12 protein-coding genes are annotated in these 12,647 nt (G+C 54.5%); 8 read left to right on the top strand and 4 right to left on the bottom strand.

All coding sequences use genetic code 11. The features are described from left to right. The first annotated feature begins 39 nt into the window (after positions 1-39). Together xylR and ampH are read left to right on the top strand one after the other, a co-directional pair. On the top strand, positions 40-1,218 hold the full coding sequence (gene xylR, locus RIN69_RS00145) for a D-xylose utilization transcriptional activator XylR (protein ID WP_313854731.1): 1,179 nt from the start codon (positions 40-42) through the stop codon (positions 1,216-1,218). Between the two features lie 155 nt (positions 1,219-1,373). Continuing rightward, positions 1,374-2,483, top strand: a complete 1,110-nt coding sequence (gene ampH, locus RIN69_RS00140) for a D-alanyl-D-alanine-carboxypeptidase/endopeptidase AmpH (protein ID WP_313857842.1) — start codon at positions 1,374-1,376, stop codon at positions 2,481-2,483. A 42-nt stretch (positions 2,484-2,525) separates the two neighbouring features. On the opposite strand, the gene dnaC is transcribed toward ampH, so the two are convergent. From dnaC to RIN69_RS00120, 4 genes are all read right to left on the bottom strand, one after another. Further along, positions 2,526-3,266, bottom strand: a complete 741-nt coding sequence (dnaC, locus tag RIN69_RS00135) for a DNA replication protein DnaC (RefSeq protein WP_313854730.1) — start codon at positions 3,264-3,266, stop codon at positions 2,526-2,528. After that, on the bottom strand, positions 3,263-3,814 hold the full coding sequence (dnaT, locus tag RIN69_RS00130; protein WP_313854729.1) for a primosomal protein DnaT: 552 nt from the start codon (positions 3,812-3,814) through the stop codon (positions 3,263-3,265). The genes dnaC and dnaT overlap by 4 nt, the downstream gene beginning before the upstream one ends. 133 nt (positions 3,815-3,947) lie before the next feature. Next, positions 3,948-4,595, bottom strand: coding sequence for a hypothetical protein (locus RIN69_RS00125; protein WP_313854727.1), 648 nt, complete (start codon positions 4,593-4,595; stop codon positions 3,948-3,950). Positions 4,596-4,710: 115 nt separating this feature from the next. Then, positions 4,711-6,660, bottom strand: a complete 1,950-nt coding sequence (locus tag RIN69_RS00120; RefSeq protein WP_313857841.1) for an autotransporter outer membrane beta-barrel domain-containing protein — start codon at positions 6,658-6,660, stop codon at positions 4,711-4,713. Between the two features lie 205 nt (positions 6,661-6,865). Here RIN69_RS00120 and RIN69_RS00115 point away from each other — a divergent pair, with 205 nt between their 5' ends. The 6 genes from RIN69_RS00115 to RIN69_RS00090 all read left to right on the top strand — a co-directional run bounded on the left by RIN69_RS00115 (position 6,866) and on the right by RIN69_RS00090 (position 12,597). Then, a complete protein-coding gene (locus tag RIN69_RS00115; protein ID WP_313854725.1) occupies positions 6,866-7,426 on the top strand; it encodes a DNA-3-methyladenine glycosylase I in 561 nt (186 codons plus the stop codon). A 121-nt stretch (positions 7,427-7,547) separates the two neighbouring features. After that, positions 7,548-8,207 (top strand): OmpA family lipoprotein, encoded by a 660-nt coding sequence (locus RIN69_RS00110; RefSeq protein WP_313854724.1) that lies wholly within the window; start codon positions 7,548-7,550, stop codon positions 8,205-8,207. 105 nt (positions 8,208-8,312) lie between these two features. Further along, positions 8,313-9,335 carry a LacI family DNA-binding transcriptional regulator gene (locus RIN69_RS00105; RefSeq protein WP_313854723.1) on the top strand — a complete coding sequence of 341 codons (1,023 nt, stop codon included), beginning with the start codon at positions 8,313-8,315 and terminating at the stop codon, positions 9,333-9,335. A 177-nt stretch (positions 9,336-9,512) separates the two neighbouring features. Then, positions 9,513-10,262: a sugar phosphate isomerase/epimerase family protein gene (locus RIN69_RS00100; protein WP_313854722.1), complete on the top strand. Its 750-nt coding sequence runs from the start codon at positions 9,513-9,515 to the stop codon at positions 10,260-10,262. 5 nt (positions 10,263-10,267) lie between these two features. Further along, complete coding sequence (locus RIN69_RS00095; protein WP_313854721.1) at positions 10,268-11,221, top strand: sugar kinase; 954 nt, start codon at positions 10,268-10,270, stop codon at positions 11,219-11,221. Between the two features lie 92 nt (positions 11,222-11,313). Beyond that, on the top strand, positions 11,314-12,597 hold the full coding sequence (locus tag RIN69_RS00090; protein WP_313854719.1) for an MFS transporter: 1,284 nt from the start codon (positions 11,314-11,316) through the stop codon (positions 12,595-12,597). The last annotated feature ends 50 nt before the right edge of the window (positions 12,598-12,647 follow it).

The following is a 12,647-nucleotide window of genomic DNA, read 5'->3' as shown; positions in this document are numbered from 1 at the left end:
TGTTATTGAAATGGAGTGATTCACTCCGGGAAAGACGCCATGGTTGAGAAACGTTTTCGTATCACCCTGCTGTTTAATGCCAACAAAGTCTATGATCGCCAGGTAGTAGAAGGCGTGGGTGAATATTTGCAGGCTTCGCAAAGCGACTGGGATATCTTTATTGAAGAGGATTTTCGCTGCCGCATCGATAATATTCGCGAATGGCTGGGCGACGGGGTGATCGCCGATTACGACGACAAACAGATTGAGTCACTGCTGCAACAGGTTGATGTGCCGATTGTCGGCGTCGGCGGCTCGTATCACCGGGCGGAGGATTATCCGCCGGTGCATTACATCGCGACGGATAACGCGGCGTTAATCGAAAGCGCCTTTTTGCATTTAAAAGAGAAAGGCGTGCATCGCTTTGCTTTTTACGGTTTACCGCTGTCGAGCGGTAAACGCTGGGCGCAGGAGCGTGAGCACGCCTTCCGGCAGCGGGTGGCGCAGGAACGCTATCAGGGGGTGGTGTATCAGGGCATGGAGACCGCGCCGGAAAACTGGCAGCACGCGCAAAACCGCCTCGCCGACTGGGTGCAAACCCTGCCGCCGCAAACCGGCATTATTGCCGTTACCGATGCACGCGCTCGTCATCTGCTGCAGGTTTGTGAACATCTGAAGATACCGGTGCCGGAAAAACTGTGTGTGATTGGCATTGATAACGAGGAGCTGACGCGCTATCTGTCACGCGTGGCGCTGTCATCGGTCGCGCAGGGATCGCGACAGATGGGTTATCAGGCGGCAAAACTGCTGCATCGCCTGCTGGATAAACAAGCGCTGCCGTTACAACGTATTCTGGTGCCGCCGGTAAAAGTTATCGAACGCCGTTCGACTGACTATCGGTCGCTGTACGATCCGGCGGTGATTCAGGCGATGCACTACATTCGCTTCAATGCCTGCAAAGGAATCAAAGTGGAGCAGGTGCTGGATGCCGTTGGCATGTCACGTTCTAATCTGGAAAAACGCTTTAAAGATGAGACCGGCGAAACCATCCATGCCTTGATCCACAGTGAAAAGCTGGAAAAGGCGCGCAGCTTGCTGGTTTCGTCATCGCTGTCGATCAATGAAATCTCGCAGATGTGTGGCTATCCGTCACTGCAGTATTTTTATTCGGTGTTTAAGAAAAGCTACGCCGCTACGCCAAAAGAGTATCGCGAACGCTTCGGCGAAGTGACGCTGTAAATTATCTCCCAGCGTGACCGACCTTAAAAAAACATCGTCCGGCAAAATTTGATTAGTGCCATGAATAACAGAAATGACTACTATGCTGATTATTCTCTGTCATCCATCTGGACAAATCGCCGTTGAAATCATCCCTCTCCTTTTTACTGGCTCTGATGGTTATCGCTTTGCCCGCACGCAGCCAGCAACTCAGCTCACCCGATCCGCTACTGGCTTCGCAAATCGTTGATCGCTATGCGGAGCATATCTTCTACGGCACCGCAGCCACCGGGATGGCGATGGTGGCGATTGATGGTAATCAACGGGTGTTTACCAGCTTAGGCGATACCCGGCCCGGCAATAACGTCAGGCCACAAAAGGACTCGCTGATCCGTATCGCGTCGATCAGCAAGCTGCTGACCAGTGAACTGCTGCTGAAACTGGCCGAGGACGGGGTTCTGCGTCTTGACGATCCGCTGAGTAAGTTTGCTCCGCCTGGCAGCAGTGTACCGACCTATGCGGGCCAGCCAATCAGGCTGATCAATCTGGCGACCCACACCAGCGGCCTGCCGCGTGAGCAGCCGGGCGGTAAACCGGTGCGTCCGGTATTTGTCTGGCCTACCCGCGCCGAGCGCTGGGACTGGCTGCAAACCGCCCGCTTAACTACCCCGCCGGGCGTCAGTGCATCATACTCGAACCTGGCCTATGATCTGCTCGGCGATGCGCTGGTACGCGCTTCCGGTATGACCTATCCGAATTTGCTCAGCAGCAAAATCACCCGACCGCTGGGGATGAAAGACACCACGTTTATCCCGTCGCCAGAACAGTGCGCGCGCCTGATGGTGGCGGAAAAAGGTGCCAGCCCCTGCGTGAATACCCTTGCAGCGATTGGCAGCGGCGGTATTTACTCAACGCCGGACGATATCGCCCGCTGGATGCAGCAGTTTCTCGCCTCGGACGTGCATCAGCGCAGTGCGCAGGCCGACCGGTTGCAGACGCTGATCTACTCGCGTAATCAGTTAACTAAACTTGAAGGCATGGATGTGCCGGGCAAAGCCGATGCGCTCGGAATGGGCTGGGTGTATATGCAGCCGAAAGATGGACGTCCTGGAATTATTCAGAAAACCGGCGGTGGTGGCGGTTTTATTACCTATATGGCGATGGTTCCGCAATATAACGTGGGCGTATTTGTGGTGGTCACGCGCTCGCCGCTAAGCCGTTTTACCACCATGAGTGATGGGGTCAATAACCTGGTCACGGAACTGGTGGGCAACCGCGCGGGTTAATGAGTGCTGTTTAACAGGGCGGCTTTTTGCCGCCCTTGACAGTCAATACTCTTCACCGGTCACCCGGCTGCGATAGCTGTCCCAGCTAAAGCGTACCCACAGGCTTTTACCCAGGCGCATACGGTCCATTACGCGCTCGCCGAGCAGCGTATTCATTCCCGCCATATCGAGGTTGGACAGCATCCCGGTCGGGCGCTTGGAAGAGGAACGACGGTCGACAATCTGGTTGATAATCACCTTTTCATAGCGCGATTCGGTCTGCATTCCAATCTCGTCAATTACCAGCAAATCAACGGTACTCAGATCGTGGATCAGGCTCTCTTCAGTCACGCCTTTACTGCCGCTGAAGGTGCCCTTCATATTTGACATCAAATCGGCAACCGTCACCACCAGCACGCTTTTACCACGAAGAATCAGATAGTTACCAATTGCCGCCGCCAGATGATTTTTACCGGTACCCGGCTTACCCGAGAAAACAAAACTGGCGATGCTGCCGTCAAACTCTTCCGCATACTGACGTGCACAATCCAGCGCGTACTGCTGCTCTGCGCATTCCACGCGGTAATTATCAAAGGAGCAGTTGATGTGCAGTTCACGAATGCCGGAACGACCCAGAATACGCTGCATTTTCATTGCGCGGTTTTCACGAACGATGTCCTGCGAGCGGATTCGTCCCTGCTCCTGGTTCCAGGCAAACAGCTCGGCACTGTCCTTAAACTTGGGCTTAATATGCGCAGGCATTAAGCGCTGCATGCGTTTCAGCAAGTCGCTACTGTTTTTCATCGCAAACCTCTAAAGCCATCAGGAATGGATTGGTCGGGTTCCGGAAGTTGATTAAGATCCCGTTTCTGCTGACCACCGCTGGCCGCTCTGCTCAGCTGTATGCTGCGCGCCAGCTTTTGCTGCCACTGGACATGGTGGAACACCCGTCCTTCCGCTTGCCAGTAGCTGACAAACGAGGCCAGCTCGGCAGGCGTCACCGCTGAACTTAACGCCACGCCCCAGATTGCTGCCAGACGCACAAAATCCGCATCCGGCTGCCAGCCCTGATACATCGGGAATTTACCGGCAGGAACCGGAATCGCATCGGGGTGTGCCAGTTCATCATCAAACAAACTCTCCTCCAGCGTCACATCCGAACGCGCCTGTCTGGCAGACGCTTCAAACGCCAGCAACTCTGCCAGCCTGTCGGGCGTGACCGCGTACAATACCGGCGCATTGTTGTCGAATACGGCGACCGTACCTTGCTCCGCCGACGCCAGCGCTTCCAGCGGATGATGACGGAATGCATCCATGCCGATAATGGTTGAGGTTAAGATTTTGACAGACATGGCTCAGTCTCTGGTTGGTGTTAATGTAAAGCAGCGGGAGCGAACAGCAGTTAACGTCCTTCCACGATTCTAACAATTTTAGCGCAGGAGATCGCCTGAATCCGGCGCGGAAGGTCGTAATCGCGACAATAAATTAGTTTTGTTGCTGCCACACCATCACGGGCTTCTTCACCGTGGCAGTTTTCAGCTCCCACAAATAGCGCACGCTGGCAAACAGGCAGAAGCTGTAACCCAGCAGTTCGCTGCCCTCTTCGGCGATATTTTTCACCGTGCGGTTATAACCGTCCAGCATCAGATGTTGCCACAGCTGATGCATGCCAAACAGACGGGAAAACACCAGCACCGTCAGCAGGCCAGCCACCATCATATTCCAGGCAGGATGTTGCAGCAGATGAACCAGACCAGACAGGGTTTTTGCCAGATTTTTCGCGGCATAGCTCAGGCTAAAAGCCGCCAGCGCCAGCGCAAACCACACCCAGGCACCGTGGTGAATCTCGTCGAACAGGAAGTCCATTTCGCGGATCAGCATGCAGCCAAAAAAACCACCCAGCAGCAGCAGGCTCGGGCGATGCTGCTCATGACCCGCAGCGGCAATGAAAAATGAAGAAGCAATCGCAGCCAAAATCAGTTCCTGTGCGATTTCAGTAAAAGAGGACTCGTGAACGGCATTATTCATCCAGTTCACATCCATAAAAATCAGGCCCATCATCATTGCCAAAAAGACAGCGCATGCCAAAAAGGCGAAGAGTTTATTACGAATAACGGCAAGATCGGACGGCATAATGTTTCCATAGTTATGATTATCCCGATAATTATATTATTTAACTGTATTTTAACTTCACCTTTGATGCCCTGATAGCCCGCAAAGCGGCATGGATACTGGTTTCAGAGCCAGATCAGAAGCGCGCGCTGACCCCCAGGTTATACATAAATTGCTCACCCGAACTGAGGCCCGCGCTCTGCGACAGTGAAGCAAACGCGGCGACATCTTCGCCCAGTGGCACATTGGCACCGACGCTGACATCAACCCAGTTGGTATCCTGCTGTGCCGTATCACGCGAGAACGAGATTTGGGTCGATTTCAGTCCGCCACCGGCTCGCCAGACATCGTCACCAAACTGATGGTTATAACTGACTTGCGCCCAGGGATTCACCCAGCCCATTCGCGAGTCCACTCGCCAGCCAACCGCACCAATTTGCGAATGGTAAGTTTGGTCGTTAAAGCGCATTGCAGTGCTGGAATCGCCCTGTTCGCTGTAGCCCGATACCTTGCTGTAGTCCAGTGCATATTGCAGCGTTGGTCCGGTAGTCAGCCAGCTGGCAAGCGGGAAATCCCAACCAGCGGTTATCCGCCCGCCTAATTGCTTGCCATCGGTACTGCCTTGCTCAGTGCGGCTGGCAGGGCCTAAGATTATCCGGCGGGAGATATCGTCATAGTCGGCGGTGGCAAAATGCAGATCGGCATTTATCCAACCGCCCGAGGAAAAGTCCAGCTCGCTGTAAGCTGAGACCAGCCAGCCACGCATTTTATAATCGTAGCCAGGCGTCGGTTGTTGATTATCACTGGAGCCGGAAAGCAGCACGCCCATCAGCCAGTTATCCGTCAGCTTATAGTCCACGCCAAGGGTCAGATTATGGCTGGTGGCATCGCCGTTACCTGCCGCAAGATTAGCGGCATAGTCATAACGCTGCCCGGCGTAGCCGCCAAAAACGCTTAGCGAGCCCTGCGGATTATCGCTGTGTCGCTGCTGTTGCAGATGACTGTCGAGGGTATTACGCATATCACGCGACATCGCCAGCGTGGCCTGATTCAGCGCTACCACCTGCGCCGGAGCATCCAGCACCGACTGAATATAATCACCAATTAGCCGGTGAACTGCCGGACTGGGATGCAGGCGATCGGCAAACAGATAATTCTGCTCACTGGAAAAGCCCGGCGTCGAGACGCCACAGACAGCCGCCGATACGCCGGGTGGACAGGCCATACCGGCAGTATTGCTCAGACCGTAACGTGCCGGATCGGCCAGCACTTCATTGAACAGCCCATAAACATCGACGCGCACGATATTGCCGCCGATGTTCGCCAGGTAGCGCTCTTCCTGCTGATTGTAACTGCTGGTCAACGCCGATGCCTGGCGGCTGATCTGTTGCCAGGCGGCAAGCAGTTGATCGGCTATCGCTTTTTGCAGTTCCGGCACCGAGGTGGCAGTACCGGCTGCGGCAAACAGCGCCTCGTAAATCGCCTGCTGACGCGCTGCGGTGCTGAGAGTGGTCTGGCTGTTCAGCGACTGGTAAGCGGCCGACAGCGCCGCGTCGGCGACCGGTGTCAGCCCGCTTTGAATCACGGCTTCCAGCAGTGCTGGCGTGGCACCGATATCCGGCACCGTCGGGACAATCACGGTATTCGCCCCGGCAGACAGCAGTTCCTTAACCTGGCTGGCAGCAGCAAAGGCGCTGTTGCTGACAATATCCGGCGCCTCAGCCGGATTGATCGCCGCTGCGGCCAGATCATTACCGCCAATCCAGTGAATATACAGGCCATCGGCGTCTGCCCGCCCACCGTTGGCGGCCAGATAATTTTGCACCTGATCCTGAGTGTTATCCTGTGGATTCAGTGCCGGTACTGCCACCGCGCCACCGGCGGCGAAATTCGTACCGCCTTCTTTTGAGGGTTTCAGCGCCTGATTGATCTTTTCCGCCAGAATATCGTCGTAAAGCGGGTGTGCGCTGCCATCCCAGGTATAACGGCCATTATTTCCGCTATCACTCAGACTATCACCAAAGACATATAACTGATCCCAGGCGCTTGCCGCCATCGGATAGAACAAAATCCCTGTCACCATCATCGCGCCAGCGGATAAACGGCCACCTTTGCACTGTCTTTTCTGCAGCATAATAACGACTCCGAGAAAGAGCCAAATTGGCGAAGTGTTAGTATTATTAATCAGCCAGAGAGTTATCTCATTCCATTGATTAACTATTGACCGATTAAGCAGCAGTTCAAGGATAAAAACAACAAATTTTGCGCCTTTATTGATAAGGAGTTTAGTCATGCAGCGATGCGGTTGGGTCACACAAGATCCGCTTTATATTGCCTATCACGATCGGGAATGGGGCATTCCGCAAAACGACGGTAACGCGTTGTTTGAAATGATCTGTCTCGAAGGGCAACAGGCGGGTTTATCATGGATTACGGTGCTGAAAAAACGCGAGAACTACCGCCGCGCTTTTCACCAGTTCGACCCGCAAGCGGTGGCGCTGATGGGCGAAAAAGAGGTTGATGAGCTGATGCAGGACAGCGGTCTGATTCGTCATCGCGGTAAACTTTCAGCGATTATTGCAAATGCGCGTGCGCTGCTGGCAATGGAAGCCAGAGGCGAAGATTTTGCGCGTTTTATCTGGGATTTTGTCGACAATCAGCCGCAGATTAATCAGCTGAAAAGCCTCGCCGAGGTTGCGAGTAAAACCCCGGTTTCTGACGAGCTATCAAAAGCATTAAAAAAGCGCGGTTTTAAATTTGTCGGTTCGACCACCTGTTACGCATTTATGCAGGCCTGCGGGCTGGTTAACGATCACGTTATTAACTGCTTTTGCCATCCTCGTAATCTTTAGACGTCTAACTTTACACTTTAAGACTTAACCTTAGGTATTTTCCTCATAATTAAGCGGCATAATCGTGCCGCTTATAGGTGTACGTGCATTGGCACCTGTGAATTCGATTAAGGGAAAATCCATGAAAAAAAGCATTATTACTCTCGCCTTGTTACTGAGCGGCACCATCGCACTTTCCGGCTGTACCACTAACCCCTACACAGGTGAGTCGCAGGCCGGTAAATCCGGGATCGGAGCCGGACTGGGTGCCGCCTTAGGCGCGGGCGTCGGCGCACTCTCTTCGTCGAAGAAAGATCGCGGCAAAGGCGCGCTGATTGGCGCAGCAGCAGGTGCTGCTCTGGGCGGTGGTGCCGGGTACTATATGGATGTGCAGGAAGCGAAACTACGCGACCAGATGAAAGGCACTGGCGTCAGCGTCACCCGTAACGGCGACAATATTATTCTGAATATGCCAAGCAACGTCACTTTCGATTCCAGCAGCAGCTCGCTGAAACCTGCCGGGGCGAATACCCTGACCGGCGTGGCGATGGTACTGAAAGAGTATCCAAAAACCGCGGTGAATATTATCGGCTATACCGACAGTACCGGCACCCGTGCGCTGAATATGACACTGTCGCAGCAGCGTGCAGACAGCGTCGGCAGCTCGCTGATTACCCAGGGTGTTGCGGCTAACCGCATTCGCACCAGTGGATTAGGGCCGGATAACCCAATCGCCAGCAACAATACTGAGAGCGGTAAAGCGCAAAACCGCCGTGTGGAAATCACCCTCAGCCCACTGTAATTCTCTCGCCAGCAGGGGCGCGTGCTGCCCCTGCCCGACGCGCAATTAACGCCGGATAAAAAAGCTGTGCTAGTCTCGGCTGAATCTGAACGCCAAAGGAAAGCCATGAAGCGCAAAGCTGCACGAGCAACCATCAGCGATGTCGCCAACGCGGCAAACACCGGAAAAACCAGCGTTTCGCGTTATCTGAACGGCGAGCAGCATGCGCTGTCGGCCGATCTGAAACAGCGCATTGAAACGGCGATTGCCGATCTCGATTATCGCCCCAGCCAGATGGCACGCGGACTGAAACGTGGCCGCACCCGACTGATTGGCCTGATTATCGCCGATATTACCAACCCCTATTCCGTCGATGTCCTCTCCGGGATTGAGGCCGCCTGCCGCGCGCAGGGTTTTACCCTGCTGGTGTGTAACACCAATAACGAGGTTGATCAGGAGCGCCACTACCTGCAATTACTCAGCAGCTATCAGGTAGAAGGCATTGTGGTCAATGCGGTAGGCATGCGGGAAGAAGCGCTGAATATGTTACAGCAATCTCTGCTGCCAATGGTGCTGATCGACCGTAAAATTCCTGATTTTGCCTGTGATGTGGTTGGGCTTAATAATGCCGAAGCCGCTACCGCGGCCACCGAACATCTGCTGGCTAACGGTTATCAGGCGATTTTATTCGTCAGCGAACCACTCGGGCTGGTCAATACGCGCCTTGAGCGCTTACAGGCGTTTAAAACGACTGCGCAGCAACATCCACAGGCGATCGCTGAGCAAGCCGAAGTGGCGCTCAGCCAGGGCGCGAAGCTCGACGCTATCCTGCAGGATTTTTATCAACGTCATCAGTCTCATCGCTGCGCATTACTGGTAGCGAATGGGGCACTGACCCTGCAAGTCGCACGTTCATTACGCCGCCTCGATTTACACTGGGGCAAAGATATCGGCCTGCTTGGCTTTGATGAACTGGAGTGGGCAGAACTGGCGGGCGTCGGCATCACCACCTTAAAACAGCCAACCTGGCAGCTCGGTTATACCGCGCTGGAACAGGTTATTCGCCGTATCGAAGGCAGCGAAGAGCCGATCGGCGAGCAGATGTTTTCCGCTGAACTGGTGGTTCGCGGTTCATCCCAGCCGATATAATGCGCAGGGGGAGGTCACTTCCCCCTGACGTTTCACCCGCCTTAATTCAGACAATACCCTGCTAATAATTGCTCACATCGTGAGCGCGATCATAATTTCACACTCTGGTACTTTGCTTTGGAACCGGTTCCATTTAACGTTTTTATAACGTCGAGGCGACGGGGCCGGAGAATAAAGATGAAGAGAGAAGTGATTGTCGTGACCGCTGCGTATGGTCATCAACGAGTTGAAGCCTTAGGGGGCCAGCGAGCGCTGCTGCCGATTATTGCTGAAGCCGGAGCGGATGGCGTTGAGATTCGCCGTGAATTGCTGAGCAATAGCGAACTGCAACAGCTAAGCGAACTGGGAACCGCGATTGCGCAGCATCAGCTGATCGCCTTCTACTCTGTGCCAGAAGCACTGTTTATGGCGGATGGCACGCTCAATCCGGCGCTGGATCAGCGTGTAGCTGAAGCAAAACAGTTGAATGCCCAGTTGCTTAAGTTCTCCTTAGGCCATTACACGCCCGGTTTTGACTGCAACGCACTGCATCAGCAGCTGGCGGCCTATTCGCTGCACGTGGTGGTAGAAAACGATCAAACCGACTGCGGCAAGCAGCAGGCGCTGGAACAGTTTTTCGCTGACTGTGCCGAGGCGCGTATGCCAAACAGCATGACGTTTGATATGGGCAACTGGCTGTGGGTGGGCGATAACCCGCGCGCAGCGGCCGACAGTTTGGGGCGTTTTGTCAGCTACATTCATGTTAAGGCGGCCACGCCCCATCGCAACTCTTTCCGCGCCATTGCACTCGACGACGCCGATAACCTCTGGCGTGAGCTGCTTAAGCTGCTGCCTGCCGCCGCTCCGCGCGGCATCGAATTTCCGTTAGAAGGTGACGACTTGGTGGCCGTTACACGCCATTACGTCAACCTGCTGCGAGAGGAGTAACCCTGATGACAACTAACAGCAATGGCATGCTGGATGCAGTAACCATCGGTGAAGCGATGGCGATGTTTGTCGCGCGCGAAACTGGCGATCTGGCCGCCGCAGAGAGCTTTATCAAGCGTATCGCCGGCGCCGAGCTGAATGTGGCGATCGGCCTGTCACGACTGGGGCTGAAAGTCGGCTGGGTCAGCCGCGTCGGTGACGACTCCTTTGGCCGCTTTACCTGTCAGCAGCTGGAGAAAGAGCAGGTCGATCATCGTCAGGTCACGGTAGATAAGCGCTATCCCACCGGTTTTCAACTGAAATCAAAAGTCGATGATGGCTCCGATCCGCTGGTGGAATATTTCCGCAAAGGTTCGGCTGCCAGCCATCTTTCGATTGAAGACTTCAACCGCGACTATTTTGGCGCGGCACGCCATTTACATTTGAGTGGTGTCTCAGCCGCGATCTCTGACAGCTCGCTGGAACTGTCGAAATATGCGGCGAAAGAGATGCGTTCGTTGGGGAAAACTATCTCTTTTGATCCGAATCTGCGTCCGGTGCTGTGGTCGAGCGAACAGGAGATGGTCCGGCAGCTGAACCATCTGGCAGAGTATGCCGACTGGGTACTGCCCGGCGAGAAAGAGGGCAAAATCCTGACCGGTTACAGCCAGCCAGAAGCGATTGCTGACTTTTACCTCGATAAGGGCGTGAAAGCGGTAATTATCAAAACCGGCTGCGACGGCGCCTGGTACAAAACCGCACAGGGCGAGAAAGGCCAGGTGGAAGCGATCAGAGTAGAAAACGTGGTGGATACCGTTGGCGCAGGCGATGGCTTTGCGGTTGGCGTGATCAGCGCGTTACTGGAAGGTAAGTCGCTGCCGCAGGCGATTAAACGCGGCAACAAAATCGGCTCACTGGCGATTCAGGTGATTGGCGACAGCGAAGGGCTACCGACGCGCGCTGAACTCGGCGACTTTTAGTCGTCGGCTGAACCACAGGTCCCTGCTACAAAATAAAATCGCATCGATCCCCAGTGGACCAGAATGCGGCCACCTCAACAGAGGATTAGATTATGAAAAAGCATACGATCGCGCCTAAACGCTGGTGGTACATCATGCCCATCGTGTTTATCACCTACAGTCTGGCGTATCTGGACCGGGCGAACTTCAGTTTCGCCTCAGCAGCCGGGATTAATGAAGATTTAGGCATTACCAAAGGCATGTCATCGTTACTGGGCGCGCTGTTCTTCCTCGGCTATTTCTTCTTCCAGATCCCCGGCGCGATTTATGCTGAACGCCGCAGCGTGAAAAAGCTGATTTTCTGGTGTCTGATCCTGTGGGGGGGCTGTGCGTCACTGACCGGCATCGTCAGTAATATTCCGATGCTGGCCGCCATTCGTTTTATTCTCGGCGTGGTGGAAGCGGCGGTGATGCCCGCCATGCTGATTTATATCAGTAACTGGTTTACCAAATCGGAGCGCTCGCGCGCCAATACCTTCCTGATCCTCGGCAATCCGGTGACGGTGCTGTGGATGTCGGTAGTATCCGGTTATCTGATCGAATCCTACGGCTGGCGCGAGATGTTTATCATCGAGGGCTTCCCGGCGGTAATTTGGGCCATCGCCTGGTGGTTTTTGGTGCAGGACAAACCGGCGCAGGCAAAATGGCTGAGCGAGGACGAAAAAGCCGCGCTGCAAGCTGAGCTGAAAAGAGAGCAGGAGAGCATTAAAGCGGTACCCAACTACCGTGAAGCGTTTAAATCGCGCAATGTCATCCTGCTGTGCATGCAGTATTTCGCCTGGAGCATTGGGGTTTATGGTTTCGTGCTGTGGCTGCCATCAATACTGCGCAACGGCACACAAATGGGTATGGTAGAAGCTGGCTGGCTTTCTGCGGTGCCTTATCTGGCCGCCACCATTGCGATGATTATCGTTTCATGGGCATCGGATAAATTACAGAACCGCAAATTGTTTGTCTGGCCGCTGCTGTTAATTGGTGCGCTGGCCTTTTTAGGTTCCTATCTGGTTGGCCCGGGTAATTTCTGGATGTCTTATGCGCTACTGGTGGTTGCCGGAGCGGCAATGTATGCACCTTATGGCCCGTTCTTCGCCATCATTCCTGAAATGCTGCCGCGCAATGTTTCCGGCGGGGCAATGGCGCTGATCAACAGCATGGGCGCACTCGGTTCGTTTACCGGCTCATGGTTTGTCGGCTATCTCAACGGTGCTACCGGTAGCCCGTCGGCATCCTATATTTTTATGGGTGCGGCATTACTGGTTGCGGTCTGGCTGACGCTGATCGTTAAACCCGCCGACAACAAGCAGCAGCCGATGGGTCAGGGCGCAAAATCCGCCTGAAAATGGCCAGGTCGTTAACATAATCCTGGGCGACATGCGTGTCGCCCTCA

Origin of the sequence: Winslowiella toletana, assembly GCF_032164335.1 — a bacterium.
GTDB classification, from domain to species: Bacteria; Pseudomonadota; Gammaproteobacteria; order Enterobacterales; family Enterobacteriaceae; genus Erwinia; species Erwinia toletana_A.
The sequence above is the reverse complement of the archived record's forward strand: the minus strand, read 5'-3'. Positions and strand labels throughout refer to the sequence as shown.

Excerpts from the sequence above, each read along its gene's own strand:
- xylR (WP_313854731.1), top strand. The coding sequence starts at position 40 with ATGGTTGAGAAACGTTTTCGTATCACCCTGCTGTTTAATGCCAACAAA.
- ampH (WP_313857842.1), top strand. The coding sequence starts at position 1,374 with ATGGTTATCGCTTTGCCCGCACGCAGCCAGCAACTCAGCTCACCCGAT.
- dnaC (WP_313854730.1), bottom strand. The coding sequence starts at position 3,266 with ATGAAAAACAGTAGCGACTTGCTGAAACGCATGCAGCGCTTAATGCCT.
- dnaT (WP_313854729.1), bottom strand. The coding sequence starts at position 3,814 with ATGTCTGTCAAAATCTTAACCTCAACCATTATCGGCATGGATGCATTC.
- RIN69_RS00125 (WP_313854727.1), bottom strand. The coding sequence starts at position 4,595 with ATGCCGTCCGATCTTGCCGTTATTCGTAATAAACTCTTCGCCTTTTTG.
- RIN69_RS00120 (WP_313857841.1), bottom strand. The coding sequence starts at position 6,660 with ATGATGGTGACAGGGATTTTGTTCTATCCGATGGCGGCAAGCGCCTGG.
- RIN69_RS00115 (WP_313854725.1), top strand. The coding sequence starts at position 6,866 with ATGCAGCGATGCGGTTGGGTCACACAAGATCCGCTTTATATTGCCTAT.
- RIN69_RS00110 (WP_313854724.1), top strand. The coding sequence starts at position 7,548 with ATGAAAAAAAGCATTATTACTCTCGCCTTGTTACTGAGCGGCACCATC.
- RIN69_RS00105 (WP_313854723.1), top strand. The coding sequence starts at position 8,313 with ATGAAGCGCAAAGCTGCACGAGCAACCATCAGCGATGTCGCCAACGCG.
- RIN69_RS00100 (WP_313854722.1), top strand. The coding sequence starts at position 9,513 with ATGAAGAGAGAAGTGATTGTCGTGACCGCTGCGTATGGTCATCAACGA.
- RIN69_RS00095 (WP_313854721.1), top strand. The coding sequence starts at position 10,268 with ATGACAACTAACAGCAATGGCATGCTGGATGCAGTAACCATCGGTGAA.
- RIN69_RS00090 (WP_313854719.1), top strand. The coding sequence starts at position 11,314 with ATGAAAAAGCATACGATCGCGCCTAAACGCTGGTGGTACATCATGCCC.